18 protein-coding genes are annotated in these 19794 nt (G+C 73.6%); 11 read left to right on the top strand and 7 right to left on the bottom strand.

What is annotated here, in order from left to right:
* Nucleotides 1–22 precede the first annotated feature (22 nt).
* Nucleotides 23–1159 carry a DUF7064 domain-containing protein gene (locus OG392_RS06630; RefSeq protein WP_329276598.1) on the top strand — a complete coding sequence of 379 codons (1137 nt, stop codon included), beginning with the start codon at nt 23–25 and terminating at the stop codon, nt 1157–1159.
* 277 nt (nt 1160–1436) lie between these two features.
* Nucleotides 1437–2528 carry a phosphotransferase family protein gene (locus tag OG392_RS06625; RefSeq protein ID WP_329276596.1) on the top strand — a complete coding sequence of 364 codons (1092 nt, stop codon included), beginning with the start codon at nt 1437–1439 and terminating at the stop codon, nt 2526–2528.
* A gap of 34 nt (nt 2529–2562) precedes the next feature.
* On the opposite strand, the gene OG392_RS06620 is transcribed toward OG392_RS06625, so the two are convergent.
* Nucleotides 2563–2931 carry a hypothetical protein gene (locus tag OG392_RS06620; protein ID WP_329276594.1) on the bottom strand — a complete coding sequence of 123 codons (369 nt, stop codon included), beginning with the start codon at nt 2929–2931 and terminating at the stop codon, nt 2563–2565.
* Nucleotides 2932–3156: 225 nt separating this feature from the next.
* Here OG392_RS06620 and OG392_RS06615 point away from each other — a divergent pair, with 225 nt between their 5' ends.
* The 4 genes from OG392_RS06615 to fxsA all read left to right on the top strand — a co-directional run bounded on the left by OG392_RS06615 (nt 3157) and on the right by fxsA (nt 7368).
* Nucleotides 3157–3597 carry an Lrp/AsnC family transcriptional regulator gene (locus tag OG392_RS06615; RefSeq protein ID WP_073818744.1) on the top strand — a complete coding sequence of 147 codons (441 nt, stop codon included), beginning with the start codon at nt 3157–3159 and terminating at the stop codon, nt 3595–3597.
* A gap of 181 nt (nt 3598–3778) precedes the next feature.
* A complete protein-coding gene (locus OG392_RS06610) occupies nt 3779–5422 on the top strand; it encodes an amidohydrolase (RefSeq protein WP_329276590.1) in 1644 nt (547 codons plus the stop codon).
* A 502-nt stretch (nt 5423–5924) separates the two neighbouring features.
* Nucleotides 5925–6701, top strand: a complete 777-nt coding sequence (locus tag OG392_RS06605; RefSeq protein ID WP_329276588.1) for a polyprenol monophosphomannose synthase — start codon at nt 5925–5927, stop codon at nt 6699–6701.
* 73 nt (nt 6702–6774) lie between these two features.
* Entirely contained in the window at nt 6775–7368 is a 594-nt protein-coding gene (fxsA, locus tag OG392_RS06600) for an FxsA family membrane protein (protein ID WP_329276586.1), read from the top strand.
* A 133-nt stretch (nt 7369–7501) separates the two neighbouring features.
* Here fxsA and OG392_RS06595 read toward each other — a convergent pair whose 3' ends face one another.
* The 4 genes from OG392_RS06595 to yczE form a co-directional block, all read right to left on the bottom strand.
* Nucleotides 7502–7876, bottom strand: coding sequence for an RNA polymerase-binding protein RbpA (locus OG392_RS06595; protein ID WP_015032218.1), 375 nt, complete (start codon nt 7874–7876; stop codon nt 7502–7504).
* Nucleotides 7877–8131: 255 nt separating this feature from the next.
* On the bottom strand, nt 8132–9493 hold the full coding sequence (locus OG392_RS06590; protein WP_329276584.1) for an MFS transporter: 1362 nt from the start codon (nt 9491–9493) through the stop codon (nt 8132–8134).
* A gap of 70 nt (nt 9494–9563) precedes the next feature.
* Nucleotides 9564–10328: a glycerophosphodiester phosphodiesterase family protein gene (locus OG392_RS06585; protein ID WP_329276582.1), complete on the bottom strand. Its 765-nt coding sequence runs from the start codon at nt 10326–10328 to the stop codon at nt 9564–9566.
* Nucleotides 10325–11032 (bottom strand): membrane protein YczE, encoded by a 708-nt coding sequence (yczE, locus tag OG392_RS06580; RefSeq protein WP_329276580.1) that lies wholly within the window; start codon nt 11030–11032, stop codon nt 10325–10327. Before yczE ends, OG392_RS06585 begins: the two co-directional genes overlap by 4 nt.
* A 64-nt stretch (nt 11033–11096) precedes the next feature.
* Between yczE and OG392_RS06575 the strand changes: the two genes are divergently transcribed.
* Nucleotides 11097–12596, top strand: coding sequence for an SCO1417 family MocR-like transcription factor (locus OG392_RS06575; RefSeq protein ID WP_329276578.1), 1500 nt, complete (start codon nt 11097–11099; stop codon nt 12594–12596).
* Nucleotides 12597–12678: 82 nt separating this feature from the next.
* On the opposite strand, the gene OG392_RS06570 is transcribed toward OG392_RS06575, so the two are convergent.
* Nucleotides 12679–14307, bottom strand: a complete 1629-nt coding sequence (locus OG392_RS06570; protein ID WP_329276576.1) for a hypothetical protein — start codon at nt 14305–14307, stop codon at nt 12679–12681.
* 37 nt (nt 14308–14344) lie between these two features.
* A complete protein-coding gene (locus OG392_RS06565; protein WP_015032212.1) occupies nt 14345–14539 on the bottom strand; it encodes a hypothetical protein in 195 nt (64 codons plus the stop codon).
* A 308-nt stretch (nt 14540–14847) separates the two neighbouring features.
* On the opposite strand from OG392_RS06565, the gene OG392_RS06560 reads away from it, so the two are divergent.
* The 4 genes from OG392_RS06560 (at nt 14848) to OG392_RS06545 (ending at nt 19571) form a co-directional block, all read left to right on the top strand.
* On the top strand, nt 14848–15240 hold the full coding sequence (locus OG392_RS06560) for an ankyrin repeat domain-containing protein (RefSeq protein ID WP_329276573.1): 393 nt from the start codon (nt 14848–14850) through the stop codon (nt 15238–15240).
* Between the two features lie 256 nt (nt 15241–15496).
* Nucleotides 15497–16912, top strand: coding sequence for a HEAT repeat domain-containing protein (locus OG392_RS06555; protein WP_329276572.1), 1416 nt, complete (start codon nt 15497–15499; stop codon nt 16910–16912).
* Nucleotides 16913–17280: 368 nt separating this feature from the next.
* The gene (locus tag OG392_RS06550; RefSeq protein ID WP_329276570.1) at nt 17281–18402 is read left to right on the top strand and encodes a glycosyltransferase family 4 protein; all 1122 of its coding nucleotides are present in this window, start codon (nt 17281–17283) and stop codon (nt 18400–18402) included.
* Nucleotides 18399–19571: a glycosyltransferase gene (locus OG392_RS06545; protein ID WP_329276568.1), complete on the top strand. Its 1173-nt coding sequence runs from the start codon at nt 18399–18401 to the stop codon at nt 19569–19571. The genes OG392_RS06550 and OG392_RS06545 overlap by 4 nt, the downstream gene beginning before the upstream one ends.
* Nucleotides 19572–19794 lie beyond the last annotated feature (223 nt).

The following is a 19794-nucleotide window of genomic DNA, read 5'->3' as shown; positions in this document are numbered from 1 at the left end:
TTCGCCGACCAGGAGGTCAGCCATGTCCGTGCACCGGCACGTCGACGACCGGCCCGTCGCACTCGACGAATACCCCGTGCACCAGGCCCCGCTCTCGATGAAGCACCACGTCAGCGGCGACCGCAACGCCTACGACCGCTGCATCTTCCACGTCTTCGACCACACCGGACGCGCCCTGCTCATCGCCGGCCTCGGGGTGTACCCGAACACCGGGGTCGTCGACGCCTACGCCACCCTCCGCGCCGGCGACCGGCTGCACGCCGTCCGGGCCTCCGACGCGCTCGGCGACGACCGCATGAACCTCTCCGTCGGCCCGTTCACCATCACGGTCGACGAGCCCCTCAAGCGCCTCTCCCTGAGCTGCGCGGCCGACCCGGCCGACCCCGAGGGCCTTTCGTACGACCTGAGCTGGACAGGCGCCTTCCCCGCCGTCTGGGAACCCCACCACACGCAGCGACACGGCGGCCGCCTCACCCTGGAGGGCCGCCGCTTCGTCCAGGCCGGACACTGCGCGGGCACGATCAGGGCGGGCGGCGAGGAGTTCGCGGTCACCCCGGGGGAGTGGACCGGTACCCGCGACCGCAGCTGGGGAGTCCGCCCGATCCCCGGCGAGGAGCCCGGCCGCGGTGCCGAGTTCCGCCCCGAGGGATTCCACTGGCTCTGGATACCCATGCGTTTCGAGGACCGCTTCCTCATGGTCATCGCCCAGGAGGACGCCGACGGCTACCGCACCCTCAACGAGGCCCTGCTCGTACGCGACGGCCACCGCGACACCCAACTCGGCTGGCCCCGCACCGAGATCACCTACCGGACAGGCACCCGCCACCCGGAAGGGGCCACGATCCACCTCACCGACCCGACCGGGAAGCCCCTGGAGATCGGCGTCGACATCCTCGCCTCCTCCCCGCTCGCCGTCGGCGCCGGCTACCCGCCCGCCACCGACTGGCAGCACGGCACCTGGCAGGGCCGCGGCTGGACCGACCGGCGCGTCTACGACCTCACGGACCCGGCCGCCCACCCCATGGCGGCGTACGGCGTGACCGACCACGCAGCCCGCTTCACCCTCGACGGGCACACCGGCTACGGCATCTTCGAGCACGGCTCGTTCGGCCGCCACGACCCCAGCGGCTTCGCCGACCACACGTCGACCGCCCGCTGAGGAACCGTCACCCCCGCGCTTCGGGCGGACTGCCGAGAGGTCCCCGTTCCCTCGCGCCGGGCGACCCGAAGGCACGCGTCCCCGGCGGCCCCAACCGCGCCGAACCTCCCGCGTCCTCGGCGGCCGCTCGCGCCGGCCCTCCTACGGCAACCGCCCCACCCGAACCTCCCGCGCCGAACCTCCCGCGCCGGCGGCCCGGCTGCGCCGCCGAACCTCCCGCGCCGACCGCCCCACCATGCCGAACCCTCCCTGTCGACGGCTCTCCGAGGAGCTCCCCTTGACCTCCGCGCCCCGCCCCCGCACCACCACCCGCGACCCCGAGGAACTCGGGCGCCGGCTCACCGCCTGGCTGGACCGGCAGCTGCCCGGCGCCCGCGTCACCGGGCTCGCCGTTCCGGGTTCCAACGGCATGTCCAGCGAGACCCTGCTCTTCGACCTGGACCACCCGGACGCCCCGGTACGCGGCTGCGCCCTGCGGCTGGCCGCCGACCCCGCGGCGTACACCGTCTTCCCCGTCTACGACATGGCCCGCCAGCACCGGGTCATGCGGCTGGTCGGCGAGCACACCGACATCCCCGTGCCGCGCGTGCTGTGGCTCGAAGAGGACCCCGGGCCGCTCGGCGCCCCCTTCTTCGTGATGGCCCGCGCCGAGGGCCGGGTCCCGCCGGATGTCATGCCCTATACGTACGAGGGGAACTGGCTGCACGCCGCCACCGACGACGAACGCGCCCTGCTGGAGGCCGAGTCCGTCTCGGTCCTCGCCCGCCTGCACGACCAGTTCCCGGCGAAGGAGGCCGAGTTCCTGCTGCCCGACGGTCCGGGAACGCCGCTGCGCCGGCACGTCGACGCCCAACGCGCCTACTACGCCTGGGTGGTGGAGGGTCTCGCCCCCTCGCCGCTCATCGAGTCTGCGTTCGACTGGCTGGAGGCGCACTGGCCGGCCGACGAGGGCCCGGCCGTCCTCGTCTGGGGGGACGCGCGCATCGGGAACATCGTCTACGACGGATTCGTCCCCGCCGCCGTCCTCGACTGGGAGATGGCGGCCTGCGCGCCGCGCGAGGTCGACCTCGGATGGGCGGTCTACCTGCACCGCTTCTTCCAGGACCTGACGGTCGGCTTCGGGCAGCCCGGACTGCCCGGATTCCTGCGGCGCGACGCGGTCGAACGGCGCTACGCGGAACTGACCGGGCACATCCCGCGCGACATGGAGTTCCACACGCTCTACGCGGCGCTGCGCCACGCGATCGTGATGCTCAGGATCGCCTACCGGCAGGCCCACTTCGGCGAGGTCGAGGTGCCCGCGGACCCCGACGGCCTGATCCTGCACCACGCCACGCTGGCGGCGATGGTGCGGGGAAGCTACTGGTGAGCGGAGGGGCCCGGAGGCCCCGTCCGGACACTCCCTAGGCCGCGCGCCGCATCTGCGGCACCCGGATCGGGCGGGAGCCCGGTCCGCCGACGTGGGAGAAGGGCTGTGTGCGCCAGTCGAGACCCAGGGGCAGCGTCAGGAGCAGGGCGGTGTCCTGCTCCTGTACCTCCAGGGTGTCGTCGGCCGGGCGGGCCTCGGTCGCCGACAGACCCGTCCCCGGGCAGACCGTCAGGACGAAGGGGTTCCACGGCGTCGGGCAGAGCGCGTGCTCCGGCAGCGCGTCCTCGTCCGCGAGCAGCGCGATCGGCTGCACGCACTCCGGGCAGATGACCCGGAACATCTCAAAGGTGTCGTACGCGTCGAGCTCTTCGGACGTGTCGACCGAATCAACAGGCTCCTGCATGGAGAATCTCCCCCTCGGGTGGGTCGGCCGGATCTGTACGGCCTCGACCACAGCAAGCACTTCCCATGCGGCCGTCCGCATAATCGTGTGGCAGTACCCCAGGCCGGACGCAATCCTGTGGCGTTCGTCACATGCCCGCCGCAGGTGCCCCGTGATGACCCATACCGCCCGATTGCGGTCGACCCCGGCGGTGCCGCCGCTCCCCGGGAGCAATAGGGTCACCGCATGGAGGAGCTGGATCGTCAGATCGTCGAGTTGCTCGTCAAGGACGGGCGCATGAGCTACACCGACCTGGGCAAGGCCACGGGCCTGTCCACGTCGGCGGTGCATCAGCGCGTCCGCCGTCTGGAGCAGCGCGGAGTCATCCGCGGCTACGCGGCCGTGGTGGACCCGGAGGCCGTCGGCCTGCCGTTGACCGCCTTCATCTCGGTCAAACCCTTCGACCCCAGCTCCCCCGACGACACCCCCGACAGGCTGGCCGACATCCCGGAGATCGAGGCGTGCCACAGCGTCGCCGGTGACGAGAACTACATCCTCAAGGTCCGGGTCGCCACCCCGCTGGAGCTGGAGCACCTGCTCAGCCGCATCCGCTCCCAGGCCGGTGTCTCCAGCCGCACCACCGTCGTCCTCTCCACCCCGTACGAGGCGCGGCCGCCGCGCATCTGACCGGGGCGGGCGCGCCGGGCGGGGCCGTACGGCGCCCGGGTGCGGCTCCCCGCGCGCGTGGGCCCTCGTGCGAGCGGCGGGTGGCGGCGACAGGTGCGCGGCCGGCTCCCCGCGCGCGCGTGGGGCCCTCAAGGGGGACCTGCCGGACAAACCGGGTCCCGGCAGGTCCTAGCCTGGTCGCATGAGTGAGTCCATGCCTCCTGCGTCTCCCGCCGAACACCGCACGGTGCTGCTGCGCGGTGGAGAAGTCCACAGCCCCGCCGATCCCTTCGCCACCGCCATGGTGGTGGAGCGCGGGCATGTCGCCTGGGTGGGCTCGGAGGGCGCGGCCGACGCCTTCGCCACCGGCGTGGACGAGGTGGTCGACCTGGAGGGTGCGCTCGTCACCCCGGCGTTCGTCGACGCGCATGTCCACACCACCGCCACCGGGTTCGCCCTCACCGGGCTCGACCTGTCCGCCGCCGCCTCGCTCGCCGAGGCGGCGGAGCTGATCCGCGCCCACGCCGCAGCCCGCCCCGAGGACCGCATCCTCATCGGTCACGGCTGGGACGCCTCCCGCTGGCCCGAGCGCCGCCCGCTCACCCGCGCCGAACTCGACGAACTCACCGGCGGCCGCCCGCTCTACCTCACCCGTATCGACGTCCACTCGGCCGTCGTCACCACCGCCCTCCTGGACCTCGTTCCCGGCGTCCGCGCCCTGGACGGCTTTCACGACGGGCAGCGGCCGCTCACCGGTGACGCCCACCACGCCGTGCGGGCCGCCGCCTTCGGCGCCGTCTCCGCGCGCCAGCGCACCGAGGCCCAGCGCGCCGCCCGGAGCCGCGCCGCCTCCCTCGGCATCGGCACCCTGCACGAGTGCGGCGGCCCCCGGATCTCCTCCGAGGACGACTTCACCGGCCTCCTGGACCTGGCCCGCGACGAGGCGGGCCCCCGGATCGTCGGCTACTGGGCGGACCTCGACGTGGAGCGGGCCCGTGCACTCGGCGCCCTGGGCGCGGCCGGCGACCTCTTCGCCGACGGCTCCCTCGGCTCCCACACGGCGTGCCTCCACGAGCCTTACGCCGACCACACCGACACCGCCCACACCGGCGCCGCCCACCTGGAGGCGGCCACCATCGCCCTCCATGTCGTGGCCTGCACCGAGGCGGGCCTCCAGGCCGGCTTCCACGCCATCGGGGACGCCGCCGTGACCGCCGTCGTCGAGGGCGTCAGGGCCGCCGCCGAGAAGCTCGGCCTGGCGCGGATCCGGGCCGCCCGGCACCGCGTCGAGCACGTCGAGATGCTCACCCCGGAGACCGTCGCCGCCTTCGCCGAGCTCGGCCTCACCGCCTCCGTCCAGCCCGCCTTCGACGCGCTCTGGGGCGGCGAGGAGGGCATGTACGCCGACCGGCTCGGAGCCGAGCGGGCCCGCACCCTCAACCCGTACGCGGCGCTGCTGCGCGCCGGTGTGCCGCTTGCCTTCGGCTCGGACAGCCCGGTGACCCCGCTCGACCCCTGGGGCACCGTCCGGGCCGCCGCCTTCCACCGCACGCCCGAGCACCGGATCTCCGCCCGGGCCGCCTTCACGGCCCACACGCGGGGCGGGTGGCGGGCCGTGGGCCGCGACGACGCGGGGACGCTCGTCCCGGGAGCACCGGCCGACTACGCGGTCTGGCGCACCGAGGAGCTCGTCGTCCAGGCCCCCGACGACCGGGTGGCCCGCTGGTCCACCGACCCGCGCTCCGGAACGCCCGGTCTGCCCGATCTGTCCCCCGGAGTGGATCTCCCCGTCTGTCTGCGGACGGTGGTGCACGGGCAGCCGGTCTTCGTACGGCCGAACGAGTGATGTAGGGATATGTCCCACCAGGGACAGCCCTTCCGCACGTTTGTCCCCGACCTGCGGATCTTCCCCTCCGGCCTGGCCTTTTGGGAAGTATCCGCAGGTCAAGCGGGTGTTGACAGTCGACCGTCGGGGGCGGGTAGGTTCTCCGCGTCCACCACAGGACGTCCGACCGGACAGCATCTCCACGCATGCGCCGAACGCCGCCCGCGCCTCGGCCGCGAGGGAAGGTTTCTCCGGCGGAAGGTGCGACCCGGGTGGGGCCCGGACGTTCAGTAGACAACGGCTTTCGGTCGATCCGCCGCCAGCGGATCCCGGGTCGGACCGAAGGACGACGGGCCCCGCACCGCACGTCACACGCGTGTACGGCCCCGCCGGGCCACCGCCTCACCCGCGGTTCCCGCCCCTCCGGCCGCCGCCCCCGCCCCTCACGGCCGACCCGCCGCGCCGGAGCACTCCGGGGACCTCGCTATGGTGGGGGCCTGTGTATGTATCCGAAGGGGCAGTAGTGAACGACGGTGGCCAGAGGCGTTACGGCCCGCTCGGCAAGGCCTTGGTGATCATTCCGACCTACAACGAGGCGGAGAACATCAAGCCGATCGTCGCGCGGGTGCGGGAAGCCGTACCCGAGGCGCACATCCTCGTCGCCGACGACAACAGCCCTGACGGCACGGGCAAGTTCGCGGACGAGATCGCGTCCGACGACGACCATGTGCACGTCCTGCACCGCAAGGGCAAGGAGGGGCTCGGCGCCGCCTACCTGGCCGGCTTCCGGTGGGGCATCGAGCACGGGTACGGCGTCCTCGTCGAGATGGACGCCGACGGATCCCACCAGCCCGAGGAGCTCCCGCGGCTGCTCACCGCCCTCAAGGGCGCGGACCTCGTCCTCGGCTCCCGCTGGGTGCCGGGCGGCCGGATCGTGAACTGGCCGAAGTCCCGCGAGTTCATCTCCCGGGGCGGCAGCCTCTACTCGCGCGTGATGCTCGACGTGCCGATCCGCGACGTCACCGGCGGCTACCGGGCCTTCCGCAAGGAGACCCTGGAGGGCCTGGGCCTGGAGGACGTGGCCTCGGCCGGGTACTGCTTCCAGGTCGACCTGGCCCGTCGCGCGGTCGCCGCCGGCTTCCATGTCGTCGAGGTCCCGATCACCTTCGTGGAGCGCGAGATCGGCGACTCGAAGATGAGCCGGAACATCGTCGTCGAGGCGCTCTGGCGGGTCACCGGCTGGGGCCTGTCGGCGCGGGCGGAGAAGGTCGGCAGGAAGCTCGGCCGCAAGGCCTCCTGACCCCCTGCCGGGGCGTCCCGTACTGATCCTTCCTTTACGACGTTCCGGCGGAGCCCCAGGCACACTGGGGACCATGACGACCGGCGCAACGCCTCCCCTCGCCCCCAAGCGCTCACGCGCGCGTACCTTCCTTCCACTCGCCGTCGCCGCCTGGCTGGTCCTCGAGATCTGGCTGCTCACGGTGGTGGCGGACGTGGCGGGCGGACTCACCGTCTTCGCCCTGCTCGTCGGCGGCATCGTGCTCGGTGCCGCCGTCGTCAAGCGGGCGGGCCGCCGTGCCTTCCGCAACCTCACCTCGACCTTCCAGCAGGCCCAGGCCGCCGCGCAGGCGGGCGCCGTGCCGCCGGCGCCGGAGCGGACGGGCGCGGAGGACCGCAACGGCTTCCTGATGCTGGGCGGTCTGCTCCTGATGCTCCCCGGCCTGATCTCGGACGCCCTCGGCCTGCTCCTGCTGATCCCGCCGGTCCGCTCGCTCCTCGGGCGGTACGCGGACCGGGCCGCCGAGCGCCGTATGGCCGCCGCGCCTCCCGGCAGCCTCCAGGACGCCTTTCAGCAGGCTCGTATCCACCGCCCGGACGGCAAGGTCGTCCAGGGTGAGGTCATCCGCGAGGACGCCTCTCAGGGCCCGCGGCGGGCCGACGAGCCCCGCCCGCCCCTGATGCCCTGATGTCCCACACCCGTGCCCGGCTCCCTCACCGCGGTGAGGGAGCCGGGCACGGAGAACGCCGCGGGGCCCGGTACACAGTTCGTGTACCGGGCCCCGCGGCGTTGTGCGTCGTGCTTGTCCGCCGGTGCGTCCGCTAGGCGGACTTGCGGCTGTCGCGCGGATGCACGGCGATGTTCATGGCGCCGGAGCGCAGGACGGCCAGCCTCTCGGCGAGGACCTCCTCCAACTCCTCGCGGGTGCGTCGCTCCATGAGCATGTCCCAGTGCGTACGCGCAGGCTTGCCCTTCTTCTCCTCAGGTCCGTCCCCGTCCACCAGGAGTGCCTGGATTCCGCAGACCTTGCATTCCCACTCCGGCGGAATTTCCGCTTCCACCGAGAAGGGCATCTCAAAACGATGGCCCTTCTCGCATGCGTACTCCACGGCCTGGCGCGGGGCCAGATCGATGCCGCGGTCGGTCTCGTAGCTCGTCACCACGAGGCGCGTGCCGCGAAGAGCTCGCTCACTCATGAATCGTGCCTCCCGGGCTTGTCGCCCACAGGACAGGTGTCGCTGTCGTCGTTATCCGGTCAACGTCCGGTCGGCGGTAAAGATTCCCGTGCCGGGTCATGCGTCGCCCGTCGTGCCGCCCCTTGTTGTACCCACCAGTGCCCGTTTTGTCACCTCTGACGGCAGATGTGACCCAGTGTCTTCACTGAAGCAGCACGCAGTAACGGTCCGCCTGGCAGGCCAAACGCGTACACTACCGCCCTTTCACTGCCACGTCTAAATACGGTCGGGTATCGGGTTTCCGGCGGCTTCCACCGCGCGTCGGACCGGCACCCTGGCGAGCAGGACGAATCCGACCACGAAGAAGATCACCAGGGAGATGATGGCATCCCGGTAGCTCCCGGTCAGCTGATACGCGAGACCGAACACGAGCGGACCCAGCCAGCTGAGCCCCCGGTCGCTCATCTCGTACGCCGAGAAGTACTCCGCCTCCTTGCCGCGCGGCACCAGATGCGAGAACAGCGAGCGCGACAGAGCCTGGCTTCCGCCCAGTACCAGGCCGATCGCGGCCGCCAGGCAGAAGAAGAACACGGGCGCGTCGGCCGGCAGCAGATAGCCCGCCACCAGGATCAGCGTCCAGACCGCGAGGGATCCCAGAATCGTCCGCTTGGCGCCGTACGACCGGGCGAGTCGCCCCATGCCGAGCGCGCCCGCCACCGCGAGCACCTGGACCAGCAGGACGGCGGTGATGAGCGTGGTCTGGTCGAGCCCCAGCTCCTCCGATCCGTACACGGAGGCCTGCGAGATCACCGTCTGCACACCGTCGTTGTAGACCAGGTAGGCGAGGAGGAAGGACAGCGTCAGCGGATGCCGCCGCATGTCCTTGAGGGTCTCCCGCAGCTGCCGCCAGCCGCTGCCGACCGCGCCGCCGTCCCGGACCGCCGGGCCGAGGCGCCGGTCCCGCAGCCGCCGCAGCGGAATGACGGTGAACGCGCCCCACCACACACCGGCCGAGGCCAGACAGATCCGGACCGCCTCGCCCTCCGTGAGCCCGAAGGAGTCGTGGCCCGAGTAGAGGATCAGGTTCAGGACGAGGACCAGCGCGCCGGACGTGTAGCCGAACGCCCAGCCCCGCGAGGAGACGGCGTCCCGCTCGTCCGGCTCCGCGATCTGCGGGAGATACGCGTTGTAGAGCACCATCGAGACGGACAGCGAGGCGTTCGCCACGATCAGCAGGAACGTGCCCAGCAGGTACCGGTCGCCCGCCAGGAAGAACATGCCGGCCGTCGCCGTCGCTCCCAGGTAGGCCGCGGCCGCGAGCAGCGGCTTCTTGCGGCCCGTACGGTCCGCGACCGCGCCGGCCAGCGGCATCACCAGGATCGCGACCACGAGCGAGGCGGACACGGCGTACGCGAAGAGCGAGCCGGCCCGCACGGGTATGCCCAGCGGGTGCACGTAGCCCTCGGCGTCGGACGCCGCCCGCGCCACCGAGGTCAGGTACGGGCCGAGGAAGACGGTGATCACGCTCGTCGAGTACACCGAGCACGCGAAGTCGTAGAAGTACCAGCCCCGCTGTTCCCGCCTGCGTTCGGCGGGATCGGAGGTGTACTCCTCCGGTTCGGTGGTTCCAGCGGTCAAGGCCGCGCCCCCTCGTTCGTCCCCGTGCACGGCCCCGGTGATCCGGGCCCGGTCTCCCCGGGACGCGCGCTCAGACCCACACACCCCGCTCGGTCAGCACCGAGCGCAGCGTCTCCAGTTGATCGGTCATGATGCCATCGACCCCGAGGTCGAGGAGAGCGTTCATCCGGGCCGGATCGTTGACCGTCCACACATGGACCTGGAGCCCGCGCGCGTGAGCCTCCCGGACGAAGCGGCGGTCCACCACACGGACGCCGCCCTGCCGCTCGGGGACCTGCGCGGCGATCGCCCCGGCCCGTACCGCCGCCGGGATGCCGAACGAGCGCAGCCGCAGCCCGATCACCCCGCGCACCCCGAACGAGGTCGCCAGCTTCGGGCCGGCCGCCCTCTGGGCCCGCGCGACCCGGGCCTCGGTGAACGAGCCCACGCAGATCCGGTCCCAGGCGTCCCTCTCACGGATCAGGTCCACCAGCGGACCCAGTGCCGACTCGGCCTTGATGTCCACGTTCCAGCGGGCCTCGGGGAACTCGTCCAGGAGGTCGGCGAAGAGCGGCAGCGGTTCCTTGCCCGCCACGCGGGCCTCCCGCACCGCCGCCCACGGCAGGTCGCCGATCCGGCCCGAGGCGTCCGTGACCCGGTCGAGGGTCGCGTCGTGGAAGGCGACGAGGGCCCCGTCCGATGTCGTGTGCACATCGGTCTCGAAGTAGCGGTAGCCCGCGGCGGCGGCCCGGCGGAAGGCGGCCGCGGTGTTCTCCAGGCCGTTCGCCGTGCCGCCGCGGTGGGCGAACGGGAGGGGCGCGGGATGGTCGAGGTAGGGGTGGCGTACGCGAGTCACCGCCGCAGTATGGCGCCTTCCGGTGTCGCGGGGGCGACCGCGGTGCTTCCGGAGTCCGGCTCGGGAACGGCGAACCAGCGCAGGAAGAACTGGGCGAGGGGCCCGATGGCCAGCGCGTACAGCACCGTGCCGACACCGACCGAGCCGCCGAGCAGGAAGCCGGTGGCGACCACCGCGACCTCGATCGCCGTCCGCACCAGCCGGATCGAGCGGCCGGTGAGCCGGTGCAGACCGGTCATCAGACCGTCGCGCGGGCCGGGGCCGAACCGGGCCGCGATGTACAGGCCGGTGGCCGCCCCGTTGAGGACGATGCCGGCCACGAGCAGCGCGATCCGGCCCGCCGGACCGTGGACGTCCGGGACGAGCGCCAGCGTGCCGTCCATCGCCAGGCCGATCGCGAACACGTTGGACACCGTGCCGAGCCCCGGCCGCTGCCGGATCGGGATCCACAGCAGCAGCACCACGGCCCCGACGATGATCGACACCACGCCGATGGTCAGGCCCGACTTCTCGGCGAGGCCCTGGTGGAGCACGCCCCAGGGCTCCAGGCCGAGACCGCTGCGCACCAGCAGTGCCGAGCTGACCCCGTACAGCGTCAGCCCCACGTAGAGCTGGACGAGCCGACGGGTGAGGTGCCGGCCGTGGCGGCCGGAGGCGATGGACAAGGTTCTTCCCCCCAGGGTGGTGGTAGTGGACTGGCTCATGACACTCTGTGGCGATGGAACGGGTGCCAACCATGGCCAATTCCAGGAAGGTGGACTGATTTCGATGGCCCAGTGGACTTCGGCGGTAGGACCGGCCCAGCTCGCCCGGCAGCTCCAGGCGCAGCAGCCGCGGCCCGCCGGACCCGGGACGCGGAAGCCGCCCGCCTACCGTGCTCTGGCCGACGGGATCCGGCTGCTCGTCCTGGAGGGCCGGGTCCCGGTCGCCGCCCGGCTGCCCGCCGAACGGGAACTCGCCCTCGCCCTGACCGTCAGCCGTACGACGGTGGCCGCGGCCTACGAGGCGCTCCGCGCCGAGGGCTTCCTGGAGTCCCGGCGGGGCGCCGGCAGCTGGACCGCCGTACCGGCCGGGAACCCGCTGCCCGCGCGAGGACTCGAACCGCTGCCCCCGGAAGCCCTCGGTTCGATGATCGACCTCGGCTGCGCGGCGCTGCCCGCGCCCGAGCCCTGGCTCACCCGCGGTGTCCAGGGCGCCCTGGAGGAGCTCCCCCCCTACGCCCACACGCACGGCGACTACCCGGCGGGGCTGCCCGCGCTGCGGCAGATGCTCGCCGACCGGTACACCGCGCGCGGCATCCCCACGATGCCCGAACAGATCATGGTCACGACCGGTGCCATGGGAGCCATCGACGCCATCTGTCACCTCTTCGCGGGCCGCGGCGAGCGCATCGCCGTCGAGTCCCCGTCGTACGCCAACATCCTCCAGCTGATGCGGGAGGCGGGGGCCCGGCTCGTGCCCGTCGCCATGTCCGAGGGGCTGGGCAGCTGGGACCTGGGCCGCTGGCGGCAGGTGCTGCGCGACGCGGCGCCCCGCCTCGCGTACGTGGTGGCCGACTTCCACAACCCGACCGGCGCCCTGGCCGACGAGGACCAGCGGCGGCAGCTCGTGGACGCCGCCCGCTCGGCCGGCACGGTCCTCGTCGTCGACGAGACCATGGCCGAGCTCCACCTGGACGACGACCTGGAGATGCCCCGGCCGGTCTGCGCCTTCGACCCGGCCGGCTCCACCGTGCTCACGGTCGGCTCGGCCAGCAAGGCCTTCTGGGCGGGCATGCGCATCGGCTGGGTCCGGGCCGCGCCCGACGTCATCCGTTCCCTGGTGGCCGCGCGCGCGTACGCCGACCTCGGCACCCCCGTCCTCGAACAGCTCGGCGTGAACTGGCTCATGCGCACCGGTGGCTGGGAGGAGGCCGTCGCCCTCCGCCGCGACCAGGCGCGGGAGAACCGGGACGCGCTCGTCACCGCGGTCCGCAGGGAGCTCCCTGAATGGGAGTTCTCGGTGCCGCGCGGCGGCCTCACCCTCTGGGTCCGCACCGGTGGCCTCTCCGGCTCCCGGCTCGCCGAGGCGGGGGAGCGGGTCGGCGTCCGCGTCCCCTCGGGGCCCCGGTTCGGCGTCGACGGGGCCTTCGAGGGCTTCGTCCGGCTGCCCTTCACGGTCGGCGGACCGGTCGCCGACGAGGCCGCCGCCCGGCTGGCCGCCGCTGCCCGGCTCGTGGAGTCGGGCGCGGGCGGCGGGACCGAGCCGCCGCGCTCGTTCGTGGCGTAGTCGCCCGCGCGATCGCGCGGCACGTGAAGAGGCCGGTACGGACCCCGGGGTCCGTACCGGCCTCTTCACGCGCGCGTGGTGCTCAGCCCTCCGCGGCGACGGGGGCGTGCAGCGGGGCGGGGCCGGGGTCCGGCTCGGCGCGGGGTGCCGGGGCCGGTTCGGGGCTCTTCACGGTGATCGTCTCGATCGCCATGGTCGTCGCGGCGTCGCGGCGCTCCGGGAGGAGTTCGAGCACCGCCTGCCGGTGCGCCTCGCTCGTCGCGTCGTCGTACGGGTCGGGGGTGGCCGGCACCTGGAGGCGCAGCACCGGTCCGCTGCCCAGGCGGGCGTAGCCGCGGCCCGCGGGGACCTGGGGCGTCGGGGTGGTGTGCGGAGCGGTGCCGAGGACGGCGGCGATCTGGTCGGGGGCGGCGGGGCCGAGCACGATCCGGGCCCTGGTGTGGGTCCGTACCGCCTCGCTCAGGGTGTCCGCGCTGTCGAACTGCTCGGCGACCACGACCGTGACCTGGGCCGCACGGCCGTGCCGCAGCGGCACCTGGAGCAGCTCCTGCGGGTCGGTGCGGCCGTCGGCGGCCGCCAGGTCGCCGAGGACGCCCGGCCGGTCGAGCAGGATCCACAGCGGCCGCCGGGTGTCCTCGGGGGCGGGCCGGCCCGCCTGGCGGGCCCGGTTGGCGGCGATCAGCCGTCGCTCCGTCTCGTGCGCCGCCCACTCCAGGGTGGCCAGCGCGCCGGAGAGCCCGCACTCGACGGCCAGGACGCCGTCGCGGCCGGTGAGGCACGCGTACTCGCCGGTGCCGCCGCCCTCGACGATCAGCACGTCGCCGTGGGCGAGGGCCTGGAGCGCGATCGAGCGCAGCAGGGAGGAGGTGCCGCTGCCCGGCTGGCCGACGACCAGCAGGTGCGGCTCGGTGGAGCGGGGGCCGGTACGCCAGACGACGGCGGGCGCGTCCTCCGTACCGTCCGACGCGACCACGGGGACGGTCCGCTGGACGGCGTCCGCGTCGGTGAAGCCCAGGACGGTCTCACCCGGCACGGTGACGAAGCGCTGGGCGGCGATGGTGGTGGGCAGGGCGGGCAGCACGCTCATGACGAGCCGGTTGCCCTCCTCGTCCCAGTCGAAGCGGTACTCACGGCCGCGCCCGGACTTGGCGTGCAGGAGCTGCTCGATGCGCGCGCGTGCGGCGGGCTCGCCGTCGGTGAAGTAGGGGGGGTAGGCGATCTTCAGCCGGGTGGGACGCCCGTCCTCGTCGAAGGCGTACTCCGTGAAGGCACCGCTCCAGTCGCCGCCGTGGGCGAAGAGCGGGGCCGGGTCCTCGGGGACGGAGAAGTAGGGCACGAGGGCCTCGTACAGGCCCTTGAGCCGGGCGATCTCGGCGTCGTCGGGTCCGGTCCTGACGACCGGGCGCTCGCGCCCCTTCCACGCGGCCGCGGCCATGAGCGTGACGAGCGCGAGGAGCGGCCCGTACGGCATGAGGGCGACGACCAGGACGCAGGCCGCGACCAGGAGCAGCGTCGGTCCACGCCGTTCCTTGGGGGTCGCGGCCCACTTGGCGCGCGCGGACGCGGCCAGCTTCCGCAGACCACGGGAGACCGTGATCAGTGGATGGAGCACGTCGGTGGCACTGTCGGCGGCCGTGCGCGCGATCTCTCGACTTCGAGCGATCTGTGCGCTGCCGCTGCTCAGAATGCGGGGGAGTGGTCGCCGGGCCACGAAGTACTCCTGAGGTGGTGGAAGGGACGGAAGGGCGTCAGAACTTGATCCCGCCCAGGAGGCCGGCGAGGCTCTGCCCGCCTGCCGTGATGCTCGGGGCGATGGCCGTACCCGCGAGGTAGAAGCCGAACAGCGCGCTGACGAGGGCGTGCGAGGCCTTCATCCCGTCCTTCTTGAAGAACAGGAAGCAGATGATGCCGAGCAGGACCACGCCTGAGATGGACAGGATCATTGGTTGTTCTCCTGGTTGAGGGGACAGTCACCATGAGTCCTTCCAAGTTCACAGCAAGTATCTATGTGACTAAAGGTGCATTAGAGTGAAAAACGGGCGATTTCACTTGACCGGCGGACGTCGAACGGGCTGTCGAGTGGCGAAATGCCCGGCGTGCGCTAGAGGAGCGGCCGGCGGCGGACTGCCGTGATCTTTGCCTCGGCCGGGCGCGGTCATGTCACCGAACGGGCAGTACCCTGTCGATTCACTCGTACGGCCGCGCTTGCCGTGCGCCGGTCGACAACGCAGGAGAGAGGCGGGCCCACCCGATGAGCGAGACTCCGGACCCCGAGGTCATCGAGCTGGCGTCCAAGGTCTTCGACCTCGCCCGCACCGGGGACGCCGAAGCGCTGGCCGCCTACGTCGACGCGGGAGTCCCCGCGAACCTCACCAACGACAAGGGCGACTCCCTCGTCATGCTCGCCGCCTACCACGGTCACGCCGCCGCGGTCTCCGCCCTCCTCGCGCGTGGCGCCGACGCCGACCGCGCCAACGACCGCGGCCAGACCCCGCTCGCCGGAGCCGTCTTCAAGGGCGAGGACGCCGTCGTCCGCGCCCTCCTGGCAGGCGGCGCGAATCCGGAAGCCGGCACTCCGTCCGCCCTCGACACCGCACGGATGTTCGGCAAGGCTGAACTCGTCGAACTCTTCGGATCCCGGTGAACGAGCGCTGAACCCCAGGTGAGAGCGGCGTCGTAAATGTGGTCGCGGTGGCGAAATGGGTGGGTCATCATGACGTCGGGCCCGGCAAAACGGGCCACCGACGAGAGGCTGAGGAAGATGGTCACTGGCAGGCGATGGACGACGAGCGGCCCGACATGTTGCCGCACGGCCTAGGCGTACGGGCGAAGCACCGCCCGAACCGGGTCCTCCCGGTATCCCCCGGTCGTGTCGACAGCTTGATGTGAGGCGTCTCCCCATGTTCGATCCAGTCATAGCGCCGAGCGGCACCCTGCTCGGTCTGCTGCAGCGGGGCCGCGGCGACGGCACCCTGCACGCACTCGCCGCGCCACGCGCCGAGGCCCTCGCGGCCCTCAACCACTGCGTTCTCGACGACCCCCGCCACGACTGGCAGGTCGAGAACCGCTCCCTCTACTACGCCCGTCTCTACCTGGACCTCCACGGAGGTCTCGACGAGATCGAGGCGCACCTCTTCGGCGCCGAGGACGTCCTCGACACCGAGGAGTCCAGGACCGGGCTCGCGCTCGCCGTCCTCGGGCACCTCGCCTCCTACGGACGCCAGGACGCCCTGCTGCTGCTCCGGCGGTACGCGGCGACCGGCACCAACTGGGCCTGGGCCCTCGACGAGCTGGCGCTCCGCGACGACGACGCCGGCCTCCGCGCGCTCGCCGTTCCCGTGCTCGCCCGCTTCCCGGCCGACGCCGAGGGCGACGCCGAACTCGCCGGCGTCGTACGGGACGCCTTCGAGCCCCGACCGTGGCGCCTGTGGGCCGAGGACCAGCGCGACGCCGTCGGCGCCCGGGTCAGGGCCGCCCAGGAACAGGGCTCCTTCGACCGCTGGCAGCGCCAGATGCGCCCCGCCGGGCCCCGCCCCGGCTGGAGCGTGCGCGCCGTCCTCGACTGGGCACAGGAGGGGTACGAGCGCGGAGCCGTGCTCCACGGCCCCGCCGCCCGCTGCCTCACCGCCGTCGCGGGACCCGAGGACCGGCCCGAACTCCTCGCCGCGGCCCGGAACGGCTCGGTGGGAGCCCGGGGCGCCGCCCTGCACCATCTCGCCGAGTCACGGGACCCCGCCGTGCTCGACCTCGTCGAGGCCGCCGCCGACGGCGACTCCCGCGAGGCCGCCGAAGCCGCGATCGCCGCGTACCGCCGCATGTGCGGAGAGGACGCCGTCGCCCGCGCCCGCGCGTGGGTCCGCCGCACCGACGCCCTCGGCGCGGCCGCCGCGGACGTCCTCGCCTGCCGTGGCACCGCCCAGGACTCCCCCTCCGTCCTCGGCGCGCTCCGCGACACCATCCGTACCGAAGGCCCCGACGCGCCCGTGCTCGGCGGGCTCGTGGACGGCGCGGGCCGCCTCGGCATCGCCTGCGCGGCCCCCGTGCTGCGCCACGTCTACCGCGAGACGGCCTCGTCCCAGCTCCGCGGCCGCGTGGCCCGCGCCCTCGCCGCCACCGACCCCACCTTCGCGACGGGCTTCGCCGTCGAATGCCTCTGGGACTGCGAGGAGACCACGCGCGAGGTCGCGGCACAGCACGCCGAGACCGGTGACGTGCGCGTCGCCGAGCGATTGCGCCGCCTCGCGGCGGACCCGGCCGAGGAGGTCGAGGTCCAGACCGCGGTACGCAACCGCATAGGGCCGGACCTCCAGGTCTGACGCGGCCCGGTCGAGGTCCGGCCCCACCGGCCGGACCCGGTCGTTGCCCCGCCACCCGGCTCCGGGGCGGCGCGGCCCCCGGCGGAGAACCGCCGCGCGAGGCCCCGCCCCGCAGGACCGGCGGAGGAAGGCTCCGACCCGGAGAACCGGTGGAGGAATGCCCCGCCCCGGAGAACCGGTCGAGGAAGGCCCCTGCTCGTCCGGTCCGCCCCGACCGGGCGACGAGGGCCTCCGGCCACCGGGCGACGGGCCCCGCGTCCGGTCGTTCTCGGCCACCCGCCACCCCCGCGCGAAACGCTCATGGGACGTTCCCTCCCCGTCCAGATCGACGTTGGCGGGGACACGCCGAACGCGACGACAACACCCGTATGCGTGTCGTCATCGTCACCGAATCCTTCCCTCCCGACGTCAACGGTGTGGCGCACTGCGCCCTGCAGACCGCGCGCCACCTCGTCCGGCGGGGCCACACCCCGCTCGTCATCGCCCCCGCCGTCGCCGACCCGGCCGCGGACGCCGACGCCCCCTGTGCCGTCGTCCGGGTGCCCTCCCTCCCCCTTCCCGGCTATCCGCAGGTACGCGTCGCCCTGCCCAGCCGTCGCGTCGCCGCGGCCATCGCCGCCCACCGCGCCGACCTCGTCCACCTCGCCGGACCCTTCGTCCTCGGCGTACGCGGGATGACCGCCGCCACCCGGCTCGGCATCCCCGCCGTCGCCGTCTACCAGAGCGACCTCGCCGGCTACGCCCGTACCTATGTGGGAACCGGCGAGGGCGCCGCCTGGCGCCGCCTCCGCGCCGTCCACGGCGCCGCCGACCGCACCCTCGCCCCGTCCTCCGCCGCCGTCCGCGACCTGGAGGCCCACGGCATCGGCCGCGTACGGCTCTGGGGCCGGGGGGTGGACACCGCCCGCTTCCGCCCCGGGCTGCGCGACGACGCCCTGCGCCGGGAACTCGCGCCGGACGGGGAACTCCTCGTCGGGTACGTGGGCCGCCTCGCCCCCGAGAAGCGCGTCGACCTCCTCGCCGGAGCGGCGAAGGTCCCGGGCGTACGCCTGGTGGTCGTCGGGGACGGGCCGAGCGGGCCGGCGCTGCGCGGCGCCCTGCCGGACGCCCGCTTCCTCGGCCGCCGCACCGGCGACGACCTCGCCCGGATCTTCGCCTCGCTCGACGTGTTCGCCCACACCGGTCCGTTCGAGACCTTCTGCCAGACGGTCCAGGAGGCGATGGCGAGCGGCGTCCCGGTCGTGGCCCCGGCCGCCGGCGGCCCCCTGGACCTGGTCGACCACGGGCGCACCGGACTCCTCGTCCCCCCGGGCGACCCGGAGGCGCTCCGCGAGGCCGTCGCCACGCTCGCGGCCGCACCCGGTATGCGGGCCGCGTACGGCCGGGCCGGCCGGTCCGGCGTCGAGGGCCGTACCTGGGAGGCCCTCGGTGACGAACTCATCGGGCACTACCTGGAGGTCCTGCGGGAGCGGACGGTGGTGGCGGCATGAGCGTCGACGGCGGCGGGCTCCGCATCGTGCGGCTCGCCAACTTCGTGACACCCACCTCGGGCGGCCTCCGCACCGCCCTCGACCGGCTCGGCCGGGGCTACCGGGAGGCCGGGCACGAGCCGGTCCTCGTCGTCCCCGGCGAGGCCGGGAGCGACGTCCGCACCGAGCAGGGCCGGGTCGTCACCCTCCCCGGCCCGGTTCTGCCCGGCACCGGCGGCTACCGGGTCCTCGCCGACCGGCGCCGCGTGCGCCGCCTCCTCGACGACCTCGCGCCGGACCGGATCGAGGTCTCGGACCGTACGACGCTCCGGTGGACGGGGGAGTGGGCGCGACGCGCCCGCGTGCCCTCGGTGATGGTCTCCCACGAGACCGCGGACGGCGTGCTGCGCACCTGGGGTGTGCCGCCCGCCCTCGCGGCCCGCGCGGCGGACCGGCTCAACCGCCGTACGGCCTGGGCGTTCGCGCGGATCGTCTGCACGACCGAGTGGGCGGAGCGGGAGTTCGTACGGATCGGGGCGCGCAACGTCGTACGGGCCCCGCTCGGCGTGGACCTGGAGCGCTGCAGGCCCGGCCGCCGCAGCTCCGTGCTCCGCGCCCGGCACGTCGACGGGCAGCGCGTGCTGCTTCTGCTCTGCTCGCGCCTCTCCGTCGAGAAGCGGCCCGGAACCGCCCTGGACGCCCTCGCCGAGCTGCGGGACGCGGGTGTGGGGGCGGCGCTGGTGGTCGCGGGCGACGGGCCGCTCAGGGGCGCCCTGGAGCGGCGGGCGCGCGAACGGCGGCTTCCGGTGCGGTTCCTCGGACACGTCGCGGATCGCGAGGCGCTGGCGGACCTCCAGGCGGCGGCCGACGTGTGCCTCGCTCCGGGGCCTGCCGAGACGTTCGGGCTCTCCGCCCTCGAAGCGCTCGCCTGCGGAACCCCCGTCGTCGTCAGCGCCTCCTCGGCGCTCCCCGAGGTCGTCGGCGTGGCCGGGGCCGCCGCGGTGGACACCCCGGGAGCCTTCGCGTCCGCCGTACGAGGCCTTCTCGCGGCCCCGGAGGCCACGCGCCGAGGCGCTGCACGCGCGCGTGCGGAGGCATTCACCTGGGAGCGCTCGGTCACCGCCTTCCTCCGGGCCCACGACGCCCTCCCGGCCGCGGAGGCCCGTCTCCCCGAGGAGGTACGGCGATGACACCGGAGCAGACGTCCGCCCCGGTCCTCCCGGCCCGGCTTCCGAGCCCCGCCCGGGAGCCGACGCCTCTTCGGGACCCGAGACCCCTCCGGGAGCCGACGTCTCTTGACGGGCCGACGGCTCTCCGGGAGCCGGCGTCTCTTGACGGGCCGACGTCCCTCCAGGACCCCTCGCCTCTCCAGGATCCGGGGGCGATCCCGGACGGCGCCGTACCGCCCGCCCC

The sequence above is a fragment of the Streptomyces sp. NBC_00691 genome (genome assembly GCF_036226665.1).
GTDB lineage: Bacteria > Actinomycetota > Actinomycetes > Streptomycetales > Streptomycetaceae > Streptomyces.
Note: the sequence above shows the minus strand (reverse complement) of the source record. Positions and strands in the feature narration are given on the sequence as shown.

Coding starts and splice junctions, on each gene's coding strand:
- OG392_RS06550 (WP_329276570.1), top strand. CDS start 17,281: ATGCGTGTCGTCATCGTCACCGAATCCTTCCCTCCCGACGTCAACGGT.
- OG392_RS06610 (WP_329276590.1), top strand. CDS start 3,779: ATGAGTGAGTCCATGCCTCCTGCGTCTCCCGCCGAACACCGCACGGTG.
- OG392_RS06565 (WP_015032212.1), bottom strand. CDS start 14,539: ATGATCCTGTCCATCTCAGGCGTGGTCCTGCTCGGCATCATCTGCTTC.
- fxsA (WP_329276586.1), top strand. CDS start 6,775: ATGACGACCGGCGCAACGCCTCCCCTCGCCCCCAAGCGCTCACGCGCG.
- OG392_RS06560 (WP_329276573.1), top strand. CDS start 14,848: ATGAGCGAGACTCCGGACCCCGAGGTCATCGAGCTGGCGTCCAAGGTC.
- OG392_RS06545 (WP_329276568.1), top strand. CDS start 18,399: ATGAGCGTCGACGGCGGCGGGCTCCGCATCGTGCGGCTCGCCAACTTC.
- OG392_RS06630 (WP_329276598.1), top strand. CDS start 23: ATGTCCGTGCACCGGCACGTCGACGACCGGCCCGTCGCACTCGACGAA.
- OG392_RS06555 (WP_329276572.1), top strand. CDS start 15,497: ATGTTCGATCCAGTCATAGCGCCGAGCGGCACCCTGCTCGGTCTGCTG.
- yczE (WP_329276580.1), bottom strand. CDS start 11,032: ATGAGCCAGTCCACTACCACCACCCTGGGGGGAAGAACCTTGTCCATC.
- OG392_RS06595 (WP_015032218.1), bottom strand. CDS start 7,876: ATGAGTGAGCGAGCTCTTCGCGGCACGCGCCTCGTGGTGACGAGCTAC.
- OG392_RS06575 (WP_329276578.1), top strand. CDS start 11,097: ATGGCCCAGTGGACTTCGGCGGTAGGACCGGCCCAGCTCGCCCGGCAG.
- OG392_RS06620 (WP_329276594.1), bottom strand. CDS start 2,931: ATGCAGGAGCCTGTTGATTCGGTCGACACGTCCGAAGAGCTCGACGCG.
- OG392_RS06615 (WP_073818744.1), top strand. CDS start 3,157: ATGGAGGAGCTGGATCGTCAGATCGTCGAGTTGCTCGTCAAGGACGGG.